Genomic DNA, 22,393 nt, shown 5'->3' on the forward strand with positions numbered 1-22,393 from the left:
GCGCATGGCGATCCCGTCCACCTCCCACGCGTCCGGCTCCGGCTGGCGCTGGGCCCTGCTCGGCGCCTGCATCGGCATCGCCCTCGCGCTGGCCGTGTTCGCGCCCGCGCGTTGGCTCGCGGCCGGCCTGGCGCAATGGAGCGACGGCCACCTGCAACTGATCAATGCGCGCGGCACGCTCTGGAACGGCACCGCCGGGGTCGTGTTCTCGAGCGGGGCGGGCGGCGCCGAATCGATCTCCCTGCCCGGCCAGCTGGGCTGGACGCTGCGGCCGCGCTGGGACGGCATCAGCGCCACGCTCGACCTCCCCTGCTGCGCGGCCAAGCCGCTGGAATTCAAGGGACGCCCGCGCTCCGACGGGCTCGAACTCGAGTGGCGCGACGGCCAGTCGCGCTGGCCGGCGGCGATGCTGGCCGGATTCGGCGCCCCCTGGAACACGCTCAAGCTCGAGGGCGCGCTCGACCTCTCGATGCAGGCGCTGGTGCTGCGCTGGAGCGGCCGCCAGCTGACGCTGGCCGGCCGGGCGACGCTCGACGCCACCGACATCTCTTCCAGCCTGTCGACCCTGAAGCCGATGGGCAGCTACCGGATCGCTCTCGAAGGCGGACCGGTGCCTTCGCTGCTCCTGACGACCCGCGAAGGCAGCCTGCAACTGAGCGGCAGCGGCCGCTGGAATGGCACGACGATGCGGTTCGACGGCGAGGCCAGCGCGGCACCGGGCCGCGAAGACGCGCTATCGAACTTGTTGAACATCATCGGACGACGCGACGGCGCGCGCTCCCTCATCACACTGGGTTGACCATGACGAAGCCAAAGTCTTCTTCCGGCGTCCGCCTCGGCACCCTCGCGCTCGCCGCGCAGATGCTGATCGCGGCCTGCATTCCTTCCGCCTTCGCCCAGGACGTGCTGCGGCGCGGCGAGCCGATCACGCTGAACTTCAGCAACGCCGAGATCGAATCGGTGGCGCGCACCATGGCCGTCGTGACCGGGCGCGACGTGGTGGTCGACCCGCGCGTCAAGGGCACCATCACCCTGCAGACCGACCGCGCCATCGAACCGGCCGCGGCCTTCAACCAGTTCGCCGCCGCGCTGCGGCTGCAGGGCTTCGCGATCGTGCAGGCCGACGGCCTCTACAAGGTCGTGCCGGAGGCCGATGCCAAGCTGCAGAGCAGCACCGTGACGACCTCGACGCCCGCCGGGTCCAGCCTCAGCGGCAACCAGATCATCACGCAGGTCTTCAAGCTCAACTACGAGTCGGCCAACAATCTGCTGCCGGTGCTGCGCCCGCTGATCGCGCCGAACAACACGATCAACGTCAACCCGGGCAACAACTCGCTGGTGATCACCGACTACGCCGAGAACATGCGCCGGCTGGCACGCATCGTGGCCGCGCTCGACGTCCCGAACGCCGCCGACATCGAGGTGATCCAGCTGAAGAACTCGGTGGCGACCGACATGGTGCCGCTGGTGACGCGGCTGATCGAAGGCGGCAGCACGACCCCCGGCGCCGGGGCGCCGGGCCAGGTCGACTCATCGTTCCGCACCACGCTGCTGGCCGAACCCCGCGGCAACGCGATCATTCTGCGGGCGGCCAATCCGGCGCGCGCCCAGCTGGTGCGCACGCTGATCGACAAGCTCGACCGCCCGGCGATCGACACCGGCAACGGCGCGGCCGGCAATGTCTACGTGGTCTACCTCAAGAACGCCGACGCCGTGAGGCTGGCCGCGACCCTGCGCGCGGCGATCTCGGCCGAAGCGCGCGGCGGCACCGGCGCCACCGGCGGCTCGCTCCAGGGCGGGGCTTCGCAGGTGGCGCCGCAGCTGGGCGCCAGCCAGCAGAACGCCGGCGCGAGCACCGCGGCCACTGCGCCGGTCAACAACGCGAACCAGCCGTCGACCGGCGGCCAGATCCAGGCCGACCCCTCGACCAACTCGCTCATCATCACGGCCTCGGAGCCACAGTACCGGCAGATCCGCGCCGTGATCGACAAGCTCGACGGCCGGCGTGCGCAGGTCATGATCGAGGCGCTGATCGTCGAGGTCACGGCCAACAAGGCGGCGCAGTTCGGTGTCCAGTGGCAGTCGGCGGTCGGCAACAACGGCGTCATCGGCACCAACTCCAGCCTCTCCGGCGCCAACATCCTGACACTGACGGCCGCCCTGGTGGCAAAAACCCCGGCCGCCCTCACCACGCTCGGCACCGGACTCAACATCGGCATCGGACGCAAGTACAACGGCGACTACGTGCTGAACGCGATCGCCAACTTCTTCGCCAGCGACGCCGACGCCAACCTGCTGTCGACGCCCAATCTGCTGACCCTCGACAACGAGGAAGCCAAGATCGTGATCGGCCAGAACGTCCCGTTCGTGACCGGCCAGTTCACCAACACCGGTGCGGCCAACGGCTCGGTGAACCCGTTCACGACCATCGAGCGCAAGGACGTCGGCCTGACGCTGCGCGTGCGCCCGCAGATCAACGAGAACGGCACCGTGAAGATGGTGGTGTTCCAGGAGACCTCCACGGTGCAGGCCGGCACCGAGAACGCCCCCAACGGCCCGACCACCAACAAGCGCTCGATCGAATCCAGCGTGCTGGTCGAGGACGGCGGCCTGGTGATGCTCGGCGGCCTGCTGTCGGACGACTACAGCAACAACGTCGACAAGGTGCCGCTGGCCGGCGACATTCCGGTCCTGGGCAATCTGTTCAAGAGCGAAAAAAGGGCGCGCACCAAGGTCAACCTCATGATGTTCCTGCGGCCGATGGTGATGCGCGACGGGGTGGCGACCACGAATGTCGCCAACGACCGCTACGACGCGATGCGCGTCCTGCAGCAGCGGGTGCAGCCCGACGACAACGTGATGCTGAACAACGTGACCTCGGCGCCCCCCCTCCCGCCTCTGGCGACGACCCCGGTGCCCGCCCAGCAACAGGACCGGACGGAGGCCACGACCCGGCTGGAGGGCGCCACCTTGATCCCGCTGCCGACGCCGCCGTCCCAGCGGCTTGCCCCCTCTCCGCTGAAGGGCGCATTGCCGCCGACGGCGGACCCGTCGAGCAGGCGCGAACTACCCTAGCAGCAGGACGCCGATCCGATGCGCTATCCCCTCCCCTACGCCTTCGCCCGTGGCCAGCAGCTGCTGCTGGAAGAGGCCGACGACGGCGCCCTCACGCTCTGGATGCCGAAGGTGCCGCCGCGCAGCGCCCTGGGCGAGGTGCTGCGCAAGTACCCGGTGAAGACCTTCGAGCCGCTGGCGCCCGAGCAGCTCGCCCAGCGGATCAGCGCGGCCTACGCCAAGGGCGAGTCGAATGCCGCCGCGGTGGTCAGCGAGGTGCAGGGCGACGCCGACCTCTCGCGCATGATGCAGGAGCTGCCGGCGGTCGAGGACTTGCTCGAATCGGCCGGCGACGCGCCGATCATCCGGATGCTCAATGCCCTGCTCACGCAGGCCGCGCGCGACGGCGCGAGCGACATCCACATCGAGCCCTACGAGCGGACCTCGTCGGTGCGCTTTCGCATCGACGGTTCGCTGCGCGAGGTGGTGCAGCCGAATCGCGCGCTGCATGCCGCGCTGATCTCGCGGCTGAAGATCATGGCCGACCTCGACATCGCCGAGAAGCGCCTGCCGCAGGACGGCCGCATCTCCTTGCGCATCGGCACCCGCGCGGTCGACGTCCGGGTCTCGACCCTGCCCTCGGCGCACGGCGAACGCGCCGTGCTGCGCCTGCTCGACAAGTCCGAGAGCAAGCTCACGCTCGAATCGGTGGGCATGCAGGGCGACACGCTGGCGCGCTTCGAACACCTGATCGGCCAGCCGCACGGCATCATCCTGGTGACCGGCCCGACCGGCTCCGGCAAGACCACCACGCTGTACGCCGCGCTGAGCCGGCTCGACGCCAGCAGCAGCAACATCATGACGGTCGAGGACCCGATCGAGTACGAGCTGCACGGCGTCGGCCAGACCCAGGTCAACGCCAAGATCGACCTGACCTTCGCCAAGGCGCTGCGGGCCATCCTGCGTCAGGACCCGGACGTCATCATGATCGGCGAGATCCGCGACTTCGAGACCGCCCAGATCGCAATCCAGGCCTCGCTCACCGGCCACCTGGTGCTGGCCACGCTGCACACCAACGATTCGGTCAGCGCCGTCACGCGCCTGACCGACATGGGCGTGGAGCCCTTCCTGCTGAGCTCCTCGCTGCTGGGCGTGCTGGCCCAGCGGCTGGTCCGCAAGCTGTGCCCGGTGTGTGCGCCGGCCGCCGGCCACGAGGCCCAGCCCGTGGGCTGCGAGGCCTGCGGCCACACCGGCTACCAGGGGCGCACCGGCATCTTCGAGCTGCTGGTGGCCGACGAGACGGTGCAGTCGCTGATCCACAACCGCGCGCCCGAAAGCCAGCTCTTCGTGGCGGCCGAGCGCGGCGGCCTGCGCTCGATGCGCGAGGACGGCGAACGGCTGGTCCAGGCCGGCATCAGCTCGCGCGCCGAATTGCTTCGCGTGACCCGCGACTGACGCCCGATGCCCGCCTATTCCTTCGAAGCGATCGACGCCCAGGGCCTGGCCCGCAAGGGCGTGCTCGAGGCCGATACGGCCCGCAGCGCGCGCGGGATGCTGCGGGCCCAGGCGCTGATCCCGCTGTCGGTGACGGCGGTCGGCAGCGTCGAGAGCGGCGTGCCGCAGACCCGAAGCTGGCGTCGCATGTTCGGCGGCGGCCGCATCTTCAACTCGACCACGCTGGCGGTCTGGACCCGGCAGATCGCCGGCCTGGTGTCCTCCGGCCTGTCGCTCGAACGGGCGCTCACCGCGCTGACCGACGAGGCCGAGACCGAGGCCCAGCGCAACCTGGTCGCCTCGCTGCGCGCCGAGGTCAATGCCGGCGCGCCCTTCGGCCGTGCGCTGTCGCAGCACCCGCGCGAGTTCTCGCCGATCTACGTTGCCGTGATCGGCGCCGGCGAGCAGAGCGGCAACCTGGGCCTGGTGCTCGAACGGCTGGCCGACGACCTGGAGCAGCGCCAGGCGCTGCAGCAGAAGCTGGTCGGCGCCGCCCTCTACCCGGCGATCGTGACCTTGGTGGCGATCGTCATCGTGGTCTTCCTGGTCAGCTACGTGGTGCCGCAGGTTGCCAACGTCTTCGCCGGCACCAAGCGCGCGCTGCCGATCCTGACGGTGGCGATGCTGGCGCTGAGCGCCTTCGTCCGCAACTACGGCTGGCTGATGCTGATCGCCGTCGTGGTCGCGGCCGTCGCTGCCCGGATGGCGCTGGCGCGTGCCGCCATCCGCGAGCGCTTCGACGCCGCCTGGCTCAACCTGCCGCTGGTCGGCAAGCTGGCACGCGGCTACAACGCGGCGCGCTTCGCCAGCACGCTGGCGATGCTGGCGACCGCCGGCGTGCCGATCCTGCGCGCACTGCAGGCGGCTTCCGAGACGCTCAGCAACAGCGCCATGCGCGCCGATGCGCTCGACGCGCTGGTGCTGGTGCGCGAAGGGGCGCCACTGGCCTCGGCGCTGGCGCAGAAGAAGCGCTTTCCGGGCATCGTCTCGATGTTCGCGCGCCTCGGCGAACAGACCGGCACGCTGCCGCTGATGCTGCAGCGCGCGGCCAACCAGCTGGGCGCCGAAGTGCAGCGCCGCGCGATGCACCTGGCGACCATCCTCGAGCCGCTGCTGATCGTGGCGATGGGCGGGGTCGTGATGCTGATCGTGCTGGCGGTGCTGATGCCGATCATCCAATTGAACCAATTCGTGAAGTAGCCATGGCCGCCTCTCTTGAAGACAAGCTGGTGGTGGCCATTTCCTCGCGCGCACTGTTCAACCTCGAGGAAGAGAACCGGATCTTCGAATCCGGCGACGACGCCGGCTACATGAAACTGCAGCTCGAGCGACTCGACGTGCCGGCCCAGCCGGGCATCGCCTATTCGCTGGTGCGCAAGCTGCTGCGCTTCAACGAAGGCGGCCAGCAGCGGGTCGAGGTCGTGATCCTGTCGCGCAATGACCCGGTGTCGGGCATGCGGGTGTTCCGCTCGGGCGTGGCCAACGGCATCTCGCTGCAGCGCGGCGTCTTCACGCAGGGCCGGCCGCCCTTCGGCTACCTGCGGCCGCTGCGCGCCCACCTGTTCCTGTCGGTCAATGCCGAGGACGTGCGCGAGGCGCTGGTGGCGGGCTTTCCCGCGGCCCGCGTGCTGGTCGAGTCGGTGCGGGCGAGCGACGCCTACCCGAACGAGGTGCGCATCGCCTTCGACGGCGATGCGGTGCTGTTCAGCGACGAAGCCGAGCGCGTCTTCCAGGCCGAGGGCCTGGACGCCTTCCAGTTGCACGAATCCTCCAAGGCCGGGCTGCCGCTGCCCGAAGGACCGTTCAAGCCGCTGCTGGCGGCGCTGCACCGGCTGCAGCAGGCCGGCAGCCCCGAGATGCGCATCCGCACCGCGCTGGTCACGGCGCGGAGCGCGCCGGCCCACGAGCGCGCGATCCGCACGCTGATGAACTGGAACATCAAGGTCGACGAGGCCATGTTCCTCGGCGGCCTGCCCAAGGGCGAGTTCCTGCGCGAGTTCGAGCCCGACTTCTTCTTCGACGACCAGACCGGCCACGTCGACGCGGCGGCGCGCCACGTGCCCTCGGGGCACGTGGCCAGCGGCATCAGCAATCCGCGCTAACGGCTGCGCCAGCCCTGGGTGCGCGCCAGCGCGGCCTGGCCGGCGAGCGCGAACAGCCCGCGCCCGATGGCCGCCGTGAGCATGATCAGCGAGGCCATCGCCGCCGCCGGCGCCACGTCGCCGGCATCGTCCATGTTCAGCACCGCGATCGCCGCCAGCGTGGTCTGCGGCGAATACAGGAACACCACCGCGGAGACGGTCGTCATCGCGTTGACGAAGAAGTAGCCGCCGACCTGCAGCACCGTGGGCAGCGCCACCGGCAGGTGCACGCGCCACAGCGTGCGCCAGAACGGAACGCCCATCGACTCCGCGACCAGCTCGTATTCGCGGTCAAGCTGGCGCAGCGCGGTGAGCGAGGTCAGGTGGGCGACCGAGAAGAAGTGCGCCACGGTGCAGACAATGAGGATCGCCATCCCGCCGTAGAGCCCGTTGAGCGGATTCGCGGGTGCGTTGAAGAAGAAGATGTAGCCCACGCCCAGCACCAGGCCGGGCACCGCCAGCGGCAGGTTGGCCAGCAGGTTCAGCGCCTCGCGCAAGAGGCCGAAGTGGCGCGGCTTCTCGACCAGGTAGGCCGAAAGGAAGGTGGCGACCGCCCCGGCCGCCGCGGCGCCCAGCCCGAGCTTGAGCGAGTTGACATAGCTGCCCCAGCCGCCGCCATCCATGTTGCTGAAGTCGTAGTTCTTCAGCGACGGCGCGAGCTTGTAGGGCCAGTAGGTGGCGAGCGATGCGAACACCGCCATCCCGATCATCACCAGGATGGCCGCGGCGATCAGCAGGCAGACGCCGAACAGCACCCGATCGCGCAGCGCAACGGGCTCGGGCCGGTGCGGCGTCGCCCGGGCCGACATCGCGGCCGCTTGGCGCCGCCGCACCCGACGCTCGACCGCGAACGACAGCACGGCCGGGATCAGCAGCACGAAGCCGACCACCGCACCCATCTGGAAGTTCTGCTGCCCGACCACCTGCTTGTAGATGTCGGTCGCCAGCACGCCGGTCTGGCCGCCCACCACCTTGGGCACGCCGAAGTCGGTGATGACCAGCACGAAGACCACCATGCAGGCCACGATCAGCCCATAGCGCGAAGCTGGCAGGGTGACCGTGCAGAAGATCCGCCAGCGCGAGGCACCGAGGGTCTGCGCGGCCTCGTAGAGCCGGCCGTCGGAGGTCGCTATCGCGGTGGTCAGGATCAGCAGCGCATGCGGCAAGGTCCAGAACACCGAGCCGAGCACGATGCCCAGCGGCCCGTAGATCGACAGGCCGCCCAGCCAGTCCTTGAAGATGCCCTGGTTTCCGAACAGGTAGATCAGGCTGATCGCCGGCAGCAGCGAGGGCGCCAGCAGCGGCAGCAGCGCGACCGCGCGCAGCGGGCCCTTGCCGCGCATGCAGGACAGCGTGAGCGCATAGGCGTAGACGTAGGCGATCGCGGTGCACAGCAGGGCACTCAGCGCGGCCAGCCAGACGCTGTTGAAGGCCGACTGCACCAGCGCCGGGTTGTCGAGGTAGCGGGCGAAGTTGGCCAGCCCGACGAAGGCACCGGCGCGATCGAAAAAGCTCTGGCCTACCAGCGCGGCCACCGGCAGCGCGACGATCACCACCAGGGTGGCGAGCGCGAGCCCGAGGCCGGCCGCCGTGAGCCAGCGTTCGCGGTCCAGCGCCTTCAACGCGCCAGCACCGACAGCGCGTGCTGCGGCAGCTCGATGTGCACCATGCTGCTGGGCACCAGCGCCTCGCCGACCCGGTGGTCGGCCGGCAGCTCGGCCTCGATCTCGATGCCCAGCGGTTCGCAGGCCAGCCGGGCGGCGGTGCGGTTGCCGAGGAACTCGGTGTCGAGCAGCCGGGCAGCGAAGCTGTTGGCGCCCAGGCCGTCGCCGAAGCGGCGGACCACGACCTGCTCGGGCCGGATGCCGACGGTGGCCTGCGCGCCCACCTGCAGCGCGACGGGCGCGCAGTGCAGCTCGCTGTCGCGCACCCGCACGCGGTCGCCGGCCAGCACGGTGGCGGGCAGCATGTTCATGCGGCCGACGAAGCCGGCGACGAAGCGGGTGCGCGGGCGGTGGTAGAGCTCGCCGGGCGTGCCGGCCTGCTCGATGCGGCCGTCGTGCATCAGCACCACGCGGTCGGCCATCGACAGCGCCTCCTCCTGGTCGTGCGTGACCATGATCGTGACGATGCCCAGGCGCTTCTGCAGCGCGCGGATCTCGCCGCGCAGGCTGGCACGCACCTGCGCGTCGAGCGCGGACAGGGGCTCGTCCAGCAGCAGCAGCCGCGGATTGGGCGCCAGCGCGCGGGCCAGGGCCACCCGCTGCTGCTGCCCGCCCGACAACTGCACCGGGTACTTGTCGGCATGGGCGGCAAGGCCGACCAGGTCCAGCATCTCGCGCGAGCGCTTGGCCATCTCCCGCGCCAGCGCGCCGGTCGGATGCAGGCCATAGGCGATGTTCTGCGCCGCCGTGAGGTTCGGGAACAGGGCATAGGACTGGAACACCACGCCGAAGCCGCGCGCCGCGGGCGGCAGGCCCGCGATGTCCTGGCCGTTCAGCAGCAGCTGTCCCTGGTCGGCGCGCTCGATGCCGCAGACGATGCGCAGCAGCGTGGTCTTGCCGCAGCCCGAGGGCCCGAGCAGGCAGACGAACTCGCCGGGCTCGACATCGAGGTCGATGCCGTCCAGCACGCGGCTGGCACCGAAGGACTTGCCGACGCCGCGCAGGGAAAGATAGGACGTCATGCGCCGGGTCTTACTGCGGCGGCGCCTTCTTTTCCGACTTCGATTCGTAGCGCTTCGACCATTCGGTCAGGATGCGGTCGCGGTTGGCGGCGGCCCAGTCGAAGTCGTTCCTGGCCAGCAGCTTCTCGACGTCGCCCGGCACGAATTCCAGCTTCTCCTGGATGCCCGGCAGCGCCAGCACCGCGAAGTTCTTCGCGTAGAGCTCGTTGGCCTGCTTCGTGACGGCCCAGTCGGCCAGCGCCTTCGCGGCCTCCGGCTTCTTCGTCGTCTTCATGACCCCGGTGGCCTCCATGTCCCAGCCCAGCCCCTCCTTCGGCAGCACGATGTCGATCGGCGCGCCGTCGCGCTTGGTCTTGTTGGCGCGGTATTCGAAGGACATGCCGAGCGCGAACTCGCCGGCGCCGGCCTGGCGGCAGGGCTTGCTGCCGGACTGGCTGTAGATGCCGATGTTCTGGTGTAGCGCGTCCATGTACTTCCACGCCTTGTCCTCGCCCATCATCTGGATCCAGCCCGACACCATCAGGTAGCCGGTGCCCGAGGCGGCCGGGTTCGGCATCGTGATCTGGCCCTTGTAGACCGGGTTGGTCAGGTCGGCCCAGCTGGTCGGCTTGGGCAGGTTCTTCTTCTGCGCCTCGGTGGTGTTGAAGCAGATCGCCGACGACCAGACGTCCATGCCGACCCACTTGGGCGGATTGGCGCTGTCGCGCATGGTCGGCTTGATGGCCTCGAGGCCCTTCGGCGCATAGGGCTGCAGCATGCCTTCCTTGTCGAGCAGCATCAGCGAGGTCGCGGCCAGGCCCCAGACCACGTCGGCCTGCGGATTCGCCTTCTCGGCCAGCAGCTTGGCGGTCACGATCCCGGTGGAGTCGCGCACGAACTTGAGCTCGATCGAGGGGTTGTCCTTCTCGAAGGCCGTCTTGTAGGCCTGCACCTGGTCGGCCTCGAGCGCGGTGTAGACCAGGAGCTCGGTGCGGCCTTGCGCGATGGCGCCGGCGCCGAGGCCGAGCAGGACGGCAGGCAGGAGGGATTGGAAGGTACGACGCAGCATGGGGATTCCTATCGGGACACGGGAGAACAGCGCGCAACGGCACGCGAAGCCCGTCGATCATCGGCAGCGGATGTGACAGGCGTTTGTCAGCCGGGCCTGGTTTTCAGCGCCGTTTAAGAAAGCGCGCCCGCGCGGGTTTAGGATGAAAGCAACGCGCCGCCTCCCGGCGCGAACCTACTCCCACGCCATGACTGCAAGCACCGGTTCCAAGAGCATGCTGACCACCCTGCGCCGCATCGGCGCACTGGCGGCGCCCTATTTCAACTCCGAGGAGAAATGGCGGGCCCGCGGCCTGCTGGCGGCGATCGTGGCGCTCAACCTCGGCGTGGTCTACATGCTGGTGCTCAACAACCAGTGGTACGCGCGCTTCTACGATGCGCTGCAGAACAAGGACCAGGCGGTCTTCTGGCGCGAGATCGTTTATTTCTGCTGGATCGCGGCCGGCTTCATCGCGATCGCGATCCTCAAGTTCTACCTGACCCAGCTGCTGCAGCTGCGCTGGCGGGCATGGATGACCCGCAGCTACCTGCAGCGCTGGATGGCCGACCGCACCTTTTACCGGCTCGAACTGGCACGCTACGGCCAGCAGGACGGCCGGTCGCCTGACAACCCCGACCAGCGGATCCAGGAGGACATGCAGCTGTTCACCGACTACACGATGACGCTCTCGATGGGCCTGCTCAACGCGGTGGTCACACTGGTGAGCTTCATCGGCATCCTGTGGGGCCTGAGCGGCGTGGCCAACTTCACGATCCTGGGCCACAGCTTCTCGGTGCCCGGGTCGATGGTCTGGATCGCCCTGCTCTATTGCGCCGCCGGCACCGTCATCACGCACTACATCGGCCGGCCCCTGATCGGGCTGAACTACCAGCAGCAGCGCTACGAGGCGGACTTCCGCCACCACCTGGTGCGGGTGCGCGAATACAGCGAGGCGATCGCGCTCGACCGCGGCGAGCAGGTCGAGCACGGCCAGCTCGAGCTGCGTTTCGGGTCCGTGCTGAAGAACTACCTGCAGCTGATCAAGAAGCAGAAGAACCTGGTGGCCTTCACGGCCTCGTTCGGCCAGGCCTCGGTGATCTTCGCCTTCATCGTGCAGGCGCCGCGCTTCTTCAGCGGCGCGATCCAGCTCGGCCAGCTGATGCAGGTCAACTCGGCCTTCGGCCGGGTCCAGGATTCGCTCAGCTGGTTCGTCGACAACTACGACCGGGTGGCCGTCTGGCGCGCCACCGCCGACCGACTGAGCTCCTTCGAAGCCGCGATGCGTGCCAACGCCGGCGCGGCCAGCGCGCTCGAGCGCACCCCGGCGGACAACGCCAGGGGCCTGCGCGCCGACGGCTTCGGCGTCACCCTGCCTGACGGCGCACGGCTGATCGAAGGTGCCGCGCTGGCCGTCCAGCCGGGCGACACCGTGATGCTGCAAGGCCCTTCGGGCAGCGGCAAGTCGACGCTGTTCCGGGCCTTCGCCGGCATCTGGCCGTTCGCCAAGGGCCGGGTCTCGATGCCCGACAACACCATGTTCATCCCGCAGCGGCCCTATGTGCCGGACGGCCGGCTGCGCGACGCGCTGGCCTATCCCCAACCTGCCAGCCAGTTCAGCGACGCGCAGCTGGTGCAGGCCCTGAACGACGCGCTGCTGCCCGACCTGGCCGGCCGGCTCGACGACCGCGATGCCTGGAGCCAGAAGCTCTCGGGCGGCGAACAGCAGCGCCTGGCGATCGCCCGCGTGCTGCTGCGAAAGCCGGCCTGGCTGTTCGCCGATGAAGCAACGAGTGCGCTTGACGCCGACAGCGAGGCGACGCTCTACAAGCGGTTGACGGCGATGGTGCACGCCGCCGGCGGCGCCATGGTGTCGATCGCCCACCGGGCCTCGGTCGGCGACCACCACCAGCGCCGCTGGACGCTGGTGCCGCAGCCCGAAGGCAGCGGCGTGCGCTACAGGGTCGAGGCGACGTAGCCGGCCCAGCCCCGGGCCCGCAGCTCGCAGGCCGGGCAGCTGCCGCAGCCGTAGCCCCAGTCGTGGCGCTGCGTGCGGTCGCCGAGGTAGCAGGTGTGGGTGTCCTCGACGATCAGCCCGACCAACGCATCGCCGCCGAGGCGATGCGCCATGGCCCAGGTCTGGGCCTTGTCGATCCACATCAATGGGGTCTCGATGACGAAACGCCGGTCCATGCCGAGCGTGAGCGCGACCTGCAGCGCCTTCATCGTGTCGTCGCGGCAATCGGGGTAGCCCGAGAAGTCGGTCTCGCAGACACCGGTGACGATGACCTCGAGGCCGCGCCGGTAGGCCAGCGCGCCGGCCAGCGTGAGGAACAGCAGGTTGCGGCCGGGCACGAAGGTGTTGGGCAGGCCGTTGGCCTGCATCTCGAAGGCGATGTCCTGGGTCAGCGACGACGCGCTGACCTGCCCCAGCACGTCGACCGACAGCAGGTGGTCGTCGCCGAGCCGGGGCGCCCATTGAGGGAAGCGCTCGCGCAGGCGGGCCAGCACGGTGAGCCGCGCATCGAGCTCGACCCGGTGGCGCTGGCCGTAGTCGAAGCCGATGGTCTCGACCCGCTGGTATTTCGCGAGTGCATCGGCCAGGCAGGTGGTGGAGTCCTGGCCACCGGAGAAGAGGACGAGGGCGGTGGTGTGCATGGTGTTCAGTCCGGAATCTTGATGTGGCGCTGGCGTTCGGGCGCGGTGGCGAGCAGTTGCGCGATGCCGCCATCGAAGGTGAGCAGCCTGGCGCCGTGGCGCATGGCCAGGGTCAGGAGCCAGGCGTCGGTGATCTGCCGATGGCCGCGCAGGCCGCCGGTGCAGCAGCCCAGCACCTGCTCGATGCCGAAATCCAGCGCCAGGAAGCGATGCTTGGGATGCGCGGTGTTGCGCAGCAGCACTTCGGCGATCTCGCCGATCGACATGGCCCGGCCCGAAAAGGCCGGCTGCGAGATCACGCGCACGAAAGCCGACTGGGTCAGCGCGCTGGTGGCCCAGCCCTCACGCGCATGGCGGCCGAACCAACGAAGCATGCGCTCGTGGTGCTCGTGCGCCGGCCAACCCAATGCGATCAGCGCATTGGCGTCCAGCAGCCAGCTCAAGGCGCGTCTTCCAGCAGGTCCCTGACCTGGCGGCTGGTGACGCGGGGCGCATCGGCCGGCAGCTCGAACACCCAGACGCCGCCCTTCTTGCGCACCGGCAGGCGCTCGCCGCCGCCGCGCCGGATCAGTTCGGAGATGGCTTGCCCGAGCTTCAGCGCGCGCGCCTGCGCATAGGCCTGGGCCACTTCGAAGGCGTCGTCTTCCAGAGTGACAGTGGTGCGCATGGCTGATGCACTTTCATGGGGTTGATGCACTTCATTCTATTTGATGCACCCCGGAAAGCCTGCCGATGACCCTACAGGAACCGCTCCAGCAGCTTCCTCGACCCGCGGTCCAATGCCTTCACGTCGGGAATCCGGAACTGCACCCCGTGCGCGCTGGCGATCAGCAGCGCGCCGCCTTCGAGCCGGCGGATGTCCTCCTCGGCCTTCAGCACGAAGCTGGTCTCGCCGCGGTCGGTGCTGACGGTCCAGGTGCTGGGCACGCCGAAGCTCGAGACCTTGTGCAGCCGCTGCAGCGTGGGCGCGAAGTCGCGCGGCGCGAGCTCCTGGCCGAGCAGCGCGCGGGCGCCTTCGGGCAGCTGGTCGAGGCGGTCGATCCAGAGCAGTTCGCGGCCGTCGGGCCCGACCAGCGAGAGCCCGTCGTCCGGCGCCGTCAGCGGAAAGGCACGCACCGGCACCACGCCCGCGTGACGCTGGCCTTCGGCATCGGTCAGCACCAGCCGGCCGAAGGCGTCGCGCTCGAGTTCGATGTTCATCATCATGCGTCCCCCGCCGGATGCGCGGCATGGCTGCCCAGCGCCAGGGCCACCGAGGTGCGCTCGGCCAGCGCGCCCGCGCTTTCGTCGTCGGCCTGGCGCAGCTGCGCCTGGTAGAGCCGCCAGTAGGCGCCCTGCTTTTCCATCAGCGTGTCGTGCGGACCGACCTCGACGACCTCGCCCCGGTCCATGACCACCAGCCGGTCGGCCTTGCGCAAGGTCGACAGCCGGTGCGCGATGGCGATCGTGGTGCGGCCCTTCACGAGGTTGTCGAGCGCTTTCTGGATCTCTTTCTCGGTCTCGGTGTCGACCGCCGAGGTGGCCTCGTCGAGGATCAGGATGCGCGGGTCGATCAAGAGCGCGCGCGCGATGCTGATGCGCTGGCGCTCGCCGCCCGACAGGCCCTGCCCCCGCTCGCCCACCAGCGAGTCGTAGCCGTGCGCGAGCCGCAGGATGAAGTCGTGCGCATGGGCGGCGCGGGCCGCCGCGACGATCTCCTCGCGCGTCGCCTCGGGCTTGCCGTAGGCGATGTTCTGCGCGATGGTGCCGAAGAAGAGAAAAGGCTCCTGCAGCACCAGCCCGACGTGGCGCCGGTAGTCGGCCACCGCGAAGCGCCGGATGTCGGTGCCGTCGACCTTGATCGCGCCGTCGGTGACGTCGTAGAAGCGGCAGATCAGGTTCACCAGCGTGCTCTTGCCCGAGCCGCTATGGCCGACCAGGCCGATCATCTCGCCCGGCTCGATCACCAGGTCGAGGTCGCGGATCACCGCCCGGCTGCCGTAGCGGAAGCCGACGTCGGCCATCTCGATGCGGCCCTGCACGCGCTCGACCTTGACCGGGTTGGCCGGCTCGGGCACGTTGCTCACGTGGTCGAGGATGTCGAAGATGCGCTTGGCGCCGGCCGCGGCCTTCTGCGTCACCGAGACGATCCGGCTCATCGAGTCGAGCCGGGTGTAGAAGCGCCCGATGTAGGCGATGAACGCGGTCAGCACGCCGACCGTGATGCGCCCGCGCGCCACCTGCCAGATGCCGAAGCCCCAGACCACCAGCAGGCCGATCTCGGTCAGGAGCGAGACGCTGGGCGTGAACAGCGACCAGGTCTTGTTGAGCTTGTCGTTGACCTGCAGGTTGTAGACGTTGGCGGCATGGAAGCGCTTCGCCTCGCGCTGCTCCTGGGCGAAGGCCTTGACCACCCGGATGCCGGGAATGGTGTCGGCCAGCACGTTCGTGACCTCGCTCCAGACCCGGTCGATCTTCTCGAAGCCGGTGCGCAGGCGGTCGCGCACCACGTGGATCATCCAGGCGATGAAGGGCAGCGGCACCAGCGTCACCACCGCCAGCAGCGGATTGATCGAGAACAGGATCACCGCCGTCATGGCGATCATCAGCACGTCGGTCAGGAAATCGAGCGCATGCAGCGACAGGAAGACATTGATGCGGTCGGTTTCGGAACCGATCCGCGCCATCAGGTCGCCGGTGCGCTTGCCGCCGAAGTAATCGAGCGGCAAGGTCAGCAAGTGTTCGTAAGTGGTGGTCCGCAGGTCGGCGCCGATGCGCTCCGAGACCAGCGCCAGCAGGTAGGTGCGGGCCCAGCCCAGGGCCCAGCCGACCAGCGCCGCGGCCAGCAGCGCGCTCAGGAACATCACCACCTTGGCGACCGCGATCTGCTGCCCGTTCTGGAACGGGATCAGGATGTCGTCCATCAGCGGGATGGTCAGGTAGGGCGGCACCAGCGTGGCGGCGGTCGAGGCCAGGGTCAGCAGGAAGCCGGCGATCAGCTGCTTGCGGTAGGGCTTGGCGAAGCGGCCGAGGCGCAGCAGCACCCAGGTCGAAGGCGGCGCCTGCAGTTCCGGTTCGACGAACGGCGCCTCGTCGAGGTCGGCGCCCCCCGCTGTCGCCTGCGCGACACCCTCGGTGCGGGCGTCGAACAGCTTCTGCAGCCGCAGCGCCGCCGGCTGCTGGGCCAGCGTGAAGCGCCAGCGGCCGAGCCGGCCTTCGGTCCCCAGCAGGTCGAGCGTGCCGATGCCGGCATGGTCGCCGAGGTGGATTTCAAGGCCCTGGGCCGGGACCGGCCATTCGGACCATTGGCCGTCCGGCGCGCGGGCCAGCAGGCGCTGGTCGGTCAGGGCCAGCAGGCCCGTCTTGAATCGAAGTTGCCCGTCGAGGTCAACCGCCAGCGTGGCCAGAACGTTTTCCGCGACAGAGAGCCGACTTTTCAGAGCGTCTGAAGCCGCCTCCCCTTCGCCCCCCGGGGTTCCGACTGGATCGTGATGTTGCATTGTGTTTCTGTATCTCTGGCCCGCCGACGGACCCTTCATGGCGCTCCCGGCGCGCCGATTTTGACCGATGGCCATGGGCGCGCTTGAGGGCGCATCCGTGCTCGGCCAAAGCACAACGAACGTTTTCATGACCCGTTTCGACGACATACGACTGCTGCGCATCAACTATTTGCGCGGCCCGAACCTCTGGACCTACCGGCCCGTGCTGGAAGTCTGGCTCGACCTCGGCGCGCTCGAGGACCACCCGTCCAACACCATTCCCGGCTTCACGGACCGCCTGACCACCCTGCTGCCGGCGCTGATCGAGCACCATTGCGGCGTCGGCGAGCGCGGCGGCTTCATCCAGCGCCTGACCGAAGGCACCTGGGCCGGCCACGTCCTGGAGCACGTGGTCATCGAACTGCTCAACCTGGCCGGCATGCCGACCGGCTTCGGCCAGACCCGCAGCACCTCGCAGCACGGCGTCTACCGGATGGTGTTCCGGGCCCGCGACGAGCAGGTCGCCCGGGTCGCGCTGGCCGAAGGCCACCGGCTGCTGATGTCGGCGATCAACGACCAGCCCTTCGGCGCCGCCGACGTCCAGCGCGCGGTCGATGCGGTCAAGGCCAAGGTCGAGGATTGCTACCTCGGCCCGAGCACCGCCTGCATCGTGGGCGCCGCCACCGACCGCGGCATCCCGCACTTGCGGCTCAACAGCGGCAACCTGGTGCAGCTGGGCTATGGCGCCAACCAGCAGCGCATCTGGACCGCCGAGACCGACTACACCAGCGCCATCGGCGAATCGATCGCCAGTGACAAGGAACTCACCAAGTCGCTGCTCGCCAGCTGCGGCGTGCCGGTGCCCGAAGGCCAGGTGGTGGCCAACGCCGAGGAAGCCTGGGAAGCCGCCGAGGACATCGGCCTGCCGGTGGCGGTGAAGCCTTCGGACGCCAACCACGGCCGCGGCGTCTCGCTCGAGCTCCACACCCGCGACGAGGTCATGGCCGCCTTCGCGGTCGCCGAGCCCGAAGGCAGCGACGTGATGGTCGAGCGCTTCGTGCGCGGTTCCGAACACCGCCTGCTGGTGGTCGGCGGCCAGGTGGTCGCGGCCGCGCGCGGCGAGATCATCACCGTGACCGGCGACGGCAGCTCGACCGTGGCCCAGCTGATCGACAGCCAGCTCAACAGCGATCCCCGCCGCGGCGCCGAAGAGGAATATCCGCTCGACGTGATCGTCCTCGACACCGACGCCAAGCTGCAGCTCGAACTCAAGCGCCAGGACCTCGACGGCCAGGCCGTGCCCGCGGCCGGCCGGATCGTGACGATCCAGCGCAACGGCAACATGGCGATCGACTGCACCGACCAGGTGCATCCGGACGTAGCCCATGCGGCCGTGCTGGCCGCCCGCGTGGTCGGCCTGGACATCGCCGGCGTCGACCTGGTGGCCGAGGACATCTCGCGTCCGCTGGCCGCACAGGGCGGCGCGATCGTCGAAGTCAACGCCGGCCCCGGCCTGCTGATGCACCTGAAGCCGGCCGTCGGCTCGCCGCGGCCGGTCGGCCGCGCCATCTGCGACCACCTCTTTCCGGACGACGCGCCGGGCCGCATCCCCGTGGTCGGCGTCGCCGGTTCGCAGGACACGGCCGTGCTGTCGCGCCTGGTGGCCTGGCTGATCGGCCTCGGCGGCCGCCACACGGGGCTGGCCTGCCGCGACGGATTGTTCCTCGAACGGCGCCGGGTCGACGCCCGCGACAGCGCCCACTGGGAAGCCGGCCGCCGCCTGCTCGTGAACCGCGCCGTGCAGGCGGTGGTGATCGAGAACGGCGCCGAAACCATCCTGCGCGACGGCCTGGCCTACGACCGCTGCGAAGTCGGCATCGTGACCGACCTCGAAGGCGCCCAGGCGCTGGGCGAGTTCGACATCACTGAGAGCGACCAGATGGTCCGGGTGCTGCGCACCCAGGTCGACGTCGTGCTGCCCGAGGGCACCGCCGTGCTCAACGCCGGCGACCCGCGGGTCGCGGGCCTGGCGCCGCTGTGCGACGGCGATGTGATCCTCTACGCCGCCGACCCGCAGGCCGAGGCGCTGGCCAAGCACCGCGAAGCCGGCGGCAAGGCCGTGCTGGTGCGCCAGGACCGCGTCGTGCTGTCCAACGGCAGCAGCGAATCTTTCCTGCCCGGCCTCGGCCGGCTGACAGTCTGGCGCGCGACCCACGCGGGTGTCAGCCTCGAAAGCCTGCTCGCCGCGGTCGCCGCCGGCTGGGCGCTGGGCATTCCGCTGAACCTCATCGGTGCCGGCGTCGAAGCCTTCGAAGCCGACCTGCAAGCGGCGCTGGCCTCGCTGCAGCTGTCGCAGACCCTGATCCCCACCGAACAACAATTTGCCTGACCGGCCGGGCCTGCGGGTCCGCCGGCGCCTGAACGCCATGGAAGTCACTCGCATCCGCGCCCTCCGGGGCCCGAACCTGTGGAGCCGCCACACCTGCATCGAGGCGATCGTCTCGTGCAGCCCCGAAGAATCCGCGATGGAGCGCCTGCCGGGCTTCGAGGACCGGCTGCGTGCGCTGTTCCCGACCATCGGCGAACTGCACCCGGTCGTGCTCGGCCAGCCGCTGGCGGTCGCGCACGTGCTCGAGAACGCCGCCGTCGCGCTGCAGGCCCAGGCCGGCTGCCCGGTCAACTTCGGCCACACCTCGCGCACCATCGACGAAGGCATCTACCAGGTCACCTTCCAGTACAGCGAGGAAGCCGTCGGCCGCCGTGCGCTGGAACTGGCCCAGGCCCTGATCGACGCCGCCCAGGGCGGCACCGAATTCGACGCCACCGCGGCGATCACCGAGCTGCGCGACCTCGACGAATCCGAGCGCCTCGGACCGAGCACCGGCTCGATCGTCGACGCGGCGGTCGCGCGCGGCATCCCCTACCGGCGACTCACCAGCGGCAGCCTGGTGCAGTTCGGCTGGGGCTCCAAGCAGCGCCGGATCCAGGCCGCCGAAGTCGACAGCACCAGCGGCGTCGCCGAGGCCATCGCGCAGGACAAGGAACTCACCAAGCAACTGCTCAACGCCGCCGGCGTGCCGGTGCCGCTGGGCCGGCCAGTGAGCGACGCCGACGACGGCTGGGCCGCGGCCCAGGAGATCGGCCTGCCGGTGGTGGTCAAGCCGCAGGACGGCAATCAGGGCAAGGGCGTCACGGTCAACATCACCAGCCGCGAGCAACTGCTGGCCGCCTATGACTCGGCCGCCGCCTACGGCGAAGTGATGGTCGAGAAGTTCCTGCCCGGCTTCGACTTCCGCCTGCTGGTGGTCGGCGACCGGCTGGTGGCCGCCGCCCGCCGCGACCCGCCGCAGGTGATCGGCGACGGCGTCAAGTCGGTGCGCGAACTGGTCGAGCTGGTCAACCAGGACCCGCGCCGCGGCGAGGGCCACGCCACCTCGCTGACCAAGATCCGGCTCGACGACATCGCCATCGGCCGGCTCGAATCGCAGGGCCTCCAGCCCGACAGCGTGCCGGCGCTCGGCCAGCGCGTGGTGCTGCGCAACAACGCCAACCTGTCGACCGGCGGCACCGCCACCGACGTGACGGACACGGTGCACCCCGAAGTCGCGGCCCGCGCGGTCGACGCGGCCCAGATGGTCGGACTGCACATCTGCGGCGTCGACATGGTCTGCGAGAACGTGCTGCGCCCGCTCGAGGAGCAGCATGGCGGCGTGGTCGAGGTCAATGCCGCGCCCGGCCTGCGGATGCACATCTCGCCCTCGTTCGGCCGCGGCCGCGCGGTCGGCGAAGCGGTGATGGACACCCTCTTCGCCCACGGCGACGACGGCCGCATCCCGGTGGTCGCCGTCACCGGCACCAACGGCAAGACCACCACCGCGCGGCTCATCAACCACCTGCTGGCCGGCAGCGGACTGCGCACCGGCATGACCAACACCGACGGCGTCTACGTCGATGGCCGCCAGACTGACAGCGGCGACTGCAGCGGCCCGAAGAGCGCGCGCAACGTGCTGCTGCACCCCGACGTCGATGCCGCCGTGTTCGAGGTGGCGCGCGGCGGCGTGCTGCGCGAAGGCCTGGGCTTCGACCGCTGCCAGGTGGCGGTGGTGACCAACATCGGCAGCGGCGACCACCTCGGCCTCAACTACATCACCACCGTCGAGGACCTGGCGGTGCTCAAGCGCGTGATCGTGCGCAACGTGGCGCCCGGCGGCTACGCGGTGCTGAACGCGGCCGACCCCAACGTCGCGGCGATGGCCACCAGCTGCCCCGGCAGCGTGATCTTCTTCAGCGCCGACCGGACCCATCCGGTGATGGCCACCCACCGCGCGCAGGGCAAGCGCACCGTCTACGTCGACCAGGATGCGGTGGTCGCGGCCGAAGGCTCGTGGCGCGAACGGATCCCGCTGCGCGACGTGCAGATCACGCGCAACGGCACCATCGGCTTCCAGGTCGACAACGTGATGGCCTCGGTGGCCGCGGCCTGGGCCGTGGGCCTGGACTGGGACACCATCCGCAGCGGCCTCGCGAGCTTCAAGAACGACGCCGCCGGCGTTCCCGGCCGCTTCAACGTGATGGACTACCGCGGCGCCACCGTGATCGCCGACTACGGCCACAACACCGACGCCATGCGCGCGCTGGTGGCCGCGGTCGACACCATGCCGGCGAAGAAGCGCTCGGTGGTGATCAGCGGCGCCGGCGATCGCCGCGACTGCGACATCCGCGACCAGACCGCGATCCTCGGCCAGGCCTTCGACGACGTGATCCTCTACCAGGACGCCGCGCAGCGCGGCCGCGCCGACGGCGAGGTCATGGCGTTGCTGCGCCAGGGCCTGGAGGGCGCCGAGCGCACCCGTTTCATCGACGAGATCCGTGGCGAATTCATCGCCATCGACAGCGCCTTGGCCCGGCTGCAGCCCGGCGACCTGTCGCTGATTCTGGTCGACCAGGTCGAAGAAGCGCTGGCCCACTTGGCCAAGCGCATCGCGGCCGGCTGAGCCGTCGGCGCGACTCTGTCCGACAGAAAAGCGCGCCTGCAGGACGCCGCGCGCGGCCCCCTCGTCCCACACGCCCCCTGAGCCCCGGCCCCCACAGTGGCGGCCTGGGGTGGCGCGAGTCCGCGCCGCCATGACTCAAGGAGTGACCATGAGAAACACACTGCGTTCCTGTTCCGCCGCCCTGCTGGCCGCCGGCAGCCTGTTCGGCGCCTCGGCCGCCTTCGCCGCCGGCGCGCCCCTCGGCAGCCTGCCCTGCGACGGCATGATGCAGGACCGCGCAGCCTGCCTGCGCGAGCGCGGCGCGGCTGCCGAGACGGCGCGTCGTGGCGGCTTCCCCGCCCCCGACGCGGCCACCCTGCAACAGAATGCGCTGGCCCGTTGCGCCCGCCAGCCGGCCAGCGACCGCGAGGCCTGCGAAGCCCGGGTCATGGACGGCAACGTCACCGGCAGCGTGCTGGGCGGCGGCGTGATCCGGCAGGCCGAAACGCCGGTGCGCTGAACCGGGCGTGACAAGCGGGGGAAACCCAGGCTTGTCATGCGACTGTCACAATTCGCATGTTTCGGCTGGCTATAGTCATGGGAATGTACTAACGAGGAAGCATTTCCCATGAACGCCATCAAGGTCGCCCGCCGCTTCATCGAAACGGACCCGGCCGACGCGTCTGCAAAGATCCTCGCCCGACTGGTGCTGGCGCTCGAATCAGAGGCCAGTTTCGAGCTCGTCACGCTCTACGACCTCGACTACAAGAGCTTCCAGCTGGCCATGGACATCCTGAAGGAATGGCGGCTTGATCGTTACTACGCCAGCAAGTCCAAGCTGTACGATCTATCGGTGCAGGTCAGCGAACTCAAGGAGTGAAGACGGCGCCCGATGCAGTCGGGTC

The 22,393-nt window shown here is 69.7% G+C and carries 18 protein-coding genes; 10 read left to right on the forward strand and 8 right to left on the reverse strand.

All coding sequences use genetic code 11. The features are described 5' to 3' along the window. Positions 1 to 4 precede the first annotated feature (4 nt). From gspN to QZH52_RS01955, 5 genes are read left to right on the forward strand one after another with little or no spacing between them, the layout of a single operon-like run. A complete protein-coding gene (gene gspN / locus QZH52_RS01935; RefSeq protein ID WP_301802939.1) occupies positions 5 to 799 on the forward strand; it encodes a type II secretion system protein N in 795 nt (264 codons plus the stop codon). A 2-nt stretch (positions 800 to 801) separates the two neighbouring features. Next, positions 802 to 3,075, forward strand: a complete 2,274-nt coding sequence (gene gspD, locus QZH52_RS01940) for a type II secretion system secretin GspD (protein ID WP_301802943.1) — start codon at positions 802 to 804, stop codon at positions 3,073 to 3,075. 18 nt (positions 3,076 to 3,093) lie between these two features. Next, positions 3,094 to 4,509 (forward strand): type II secretion system ATPase GspE, encoded by a 1,416-nt coding sequence (gspE, locus tag QZH52_RS01945; protein WP_301802947.1) that lies wholly within the window; start codon positions 3,094 to 3,096, stop codon positions 4,507 to 4,509. A 6-nt stretch (positions 4,510 to 4,515) separates the two neighbouring features. After that, the gene (gene gspF, locus QZH52_RS01950) at positions 4,516 to 5,748 is read left to right on the forward strand and encodes a type II secretion system inner membrane protein GspF (RefSeq protein ID WP_301802950.1); all 1,233 of its coding nucleotides are present in this window, start codon (positions 4,516 to 4,518) and stop codon (positions 5,746 to 5,748) included. A 2-nt stretch (positions 5,749 to 5,750) separates the two neighbouring features. After that, on the forward strand, positions 5,751 to 6,650 hold the full coding sequence (locus tag QZH52_RS01955; protein ID WP_301802952.1) for a 5'-nucleotidase: 900 nt from the start codon (positions 5,751 to 5,753) through the stop codon (positions 6,648 to 6,650). On the opposite strand, the gene QZH52_RS01960 is transcribed toward QZH52_RS01955, so the two are convergent. Genes QZH52_RS01960 through QZH52_RS01970 form a run of 3 tightly spaced genes read right to left on the reverse strand, consistent with a single transcriptional unit; the run spans position 6,647 to position 10,423 of the window. After that, positions 6,647 to 8,311 carry a putative 2-aminoethylphosphonate ABC transporter permease subunit gene (locus QZH52_RS01960; protein WP_301802955.1) on the reverse strand — a complete coding sequence of 555 codons (1,665 nt, stop codon included), beginning with the start codon at positions 8,309 to 8,311 and terminating at the stop codon, positions 6,647 to 6,649. The two genes, QZH52_RS01955 and QZH52_RS01960, sit on opposite strands and share 4 nt — an antisense overlap. After that, the gene (locus QZH52_RS01965) at positions 8,308 to 9,375 is read right to left on the reverse strand and encodes an ABC transporter ATP-binding protein (protein ID WP_301802959.1); all 1,068 of its coding nucleotides are present in this window, start codon (positions 9,373 to 9,375) and stop codon (positions 8,308 to 8,310) included. Before QZH52_RS01965 ends, QZH52_RS01960 begins: the two co-directional genes overlap by 4 nt. Before the next feature lie 10 nt (positions 9,376 to 9,385). After that, complete coding sequence (locus tag QZH52_RS01970; protein WP_301802963.1) at positions 9,386 to 10,423, reverse strand: putative 2-aminoethylphosphonate ABC transporter substrate-binding protein; 1,038 nt, start codon at positions 10,421 to 10,423, stop codon at positions 9,386 to 9,388. Between the two features lie 187 nt (positions 10,424 to 10,610). Between QZH52_RS01970 and QZH52_RS01975 the strand changes: the two genes are divergently transcribed. After that, the gene (locus QZH52_RS01975) at positions 10,611 to 12,377 is read left to right on the forward strand and encodes an ABC transporter ATP-binding protein/permease (protein WP_301802965.1); all 1,767 of its coding nucleotides are present in this window, start codon (positions 10,611 to 10,613) and stop codon (positions 12,375 to 12,377) included. Here the strand turns inward: QZH52_RS01975 and queC are convergent. From queC to QZH52_RS02000, 5 genes are all read right to left on the reverse strand, one after another. After that, positions 12,356 to 13,057, reverse strand: coding sequence for a 7-cyano-7-deazaguanine synthase QueC (gene queC / locus QZH52_RS01980; protein ID WP_286538050.1), 702 nt, complete (start codon positions 13,055 to 13,057; stop codon positions 12,356 to 12,358). The genes QZH52_RS01975 and queC overlap by 22 nt on opposite strands. Before the next feature lie 5 nt (positions 13,058 to 13,062). Continuing rightward, on the reverse strand, positions 13,063 to 13,500 hold the full coding sequence (locus QZH52_RS01985) for a TA system VapC family ribonuclease toxin (protein ID WP_301802972.1): 438 nt from the start codon (positions 13,498 to 13,500) through the stop codon (positions 13,063 to 13,065). Continuing rightward, on the reverse strand, positions 13,497 to 13,724 hold the full coding sequence (locus QZH52_RS01990; protein WP_286523611.1) for a hypothetical protein: 228 nt from the start codon (positions 13,722 to 13,724) through the stop codon (positions 13,497 to 13,499). Before QZH52_RS01990 ends, QZH52_RS01985 begins: the two co-directional genes overlap by 4 nt. Positions 13,725 to 13,795: 71 nt before the next feature. Continuing rightward, complete coding sequence (locus tag QZH52_RS01995) at positions 13,796 to 14,263, reverse strand: cyanophycin metabolism-associated DUF1854 family protein (protein WP_301802978.1); 468 nt, start codon at positions 14,261 to 14,263, stop codon at positions 13,796 to 13,798. Then, positions 14,260 to 16,536, reverse strand: a complete 2,277-nt coding sequence (locus QZH52_RS02000; RefSeq protein ID WP_301802981.1) for a cyanophycin metabolism-associated ABC transporter — start codon at positions 16,534 to 16,536, stop codon at positions 14,260 to 14,262. Before QZH52_RS02000 ends, QZH52_RS01995 begins: the two co-directional genes overlap by 4 nt. 127 nt (positions 16,537 to 16,663) lie before the next feature. Between QZH52_RS02000 and QZH52_RS02005 the strand changes: the two genes are divergently transcribed. The 4 genes from QZH52_RS02005 to QZH52_RS02020 all read left to right on the forward strand — a co-directional run bounded on the left by QZH52_RS02005 (position 16,664) and on the right by QZH52_RS02020 (position 22,368). Then, positions 16,664 to 18,904, forward strand: coding sequence for a cyanophycin synthetase (locus QZH52_RS02005; RefSeq protein ID WP_301802984.1), 2,241 nt, complete (start codon positions 16,664 to 16,666; stop codon positions 18,902 to 18,904). A gap of 37 nt (positions 18,905 to 18,941) precedes the next feature. Next, positions 18,942 to 21,509, forward strand: a complete 2,568-nt coding sequence (gene cphA / locus QZH52_RS02010) for a cyanophycin synthetase (protein ID WP_301802987.1) — start codon at positions 18,942 to 18,944, stop codon at positions 21,507 to 21,509. A gap of 148 nt (positions 21,510 to 21,657) precedes the next feature. Further along, positions 21,658 to 22,008, forward strand: coding sequence for a hypothetical protein (locus QZH52_RS02015; RefSeq protein WP_301802990.1), 351 nt, complete (start codon positions 21,658 to 21,660; stop codon positions 22,006 to 22,008). A 108-nt stretch (positions 22,009 to 22,116) separates the two neighbouring features. Next, complete coding sequence (locus QZH52_RS02020) at positions 22,117 to 22,368, forward strand: hypothetical protein (RefSeq protein WP_286504736.1); 252 nt, start codon at positions 22,117 to 22,119, stop codon at positions 22,366 to 22,368. Positions 22,369 to 22,393: the final 25 nt, after the last annotated feature.

The organism is Variovorax ginsengisoli, from assembly GCF_030486595.1.
Lineage (GTDB): Bacteria > Pseudomonadota > Gammaproteobacteria > Burkholderiales > Burkholderiaceae_C > Variovorax > Variovorax ginsengisoli_B.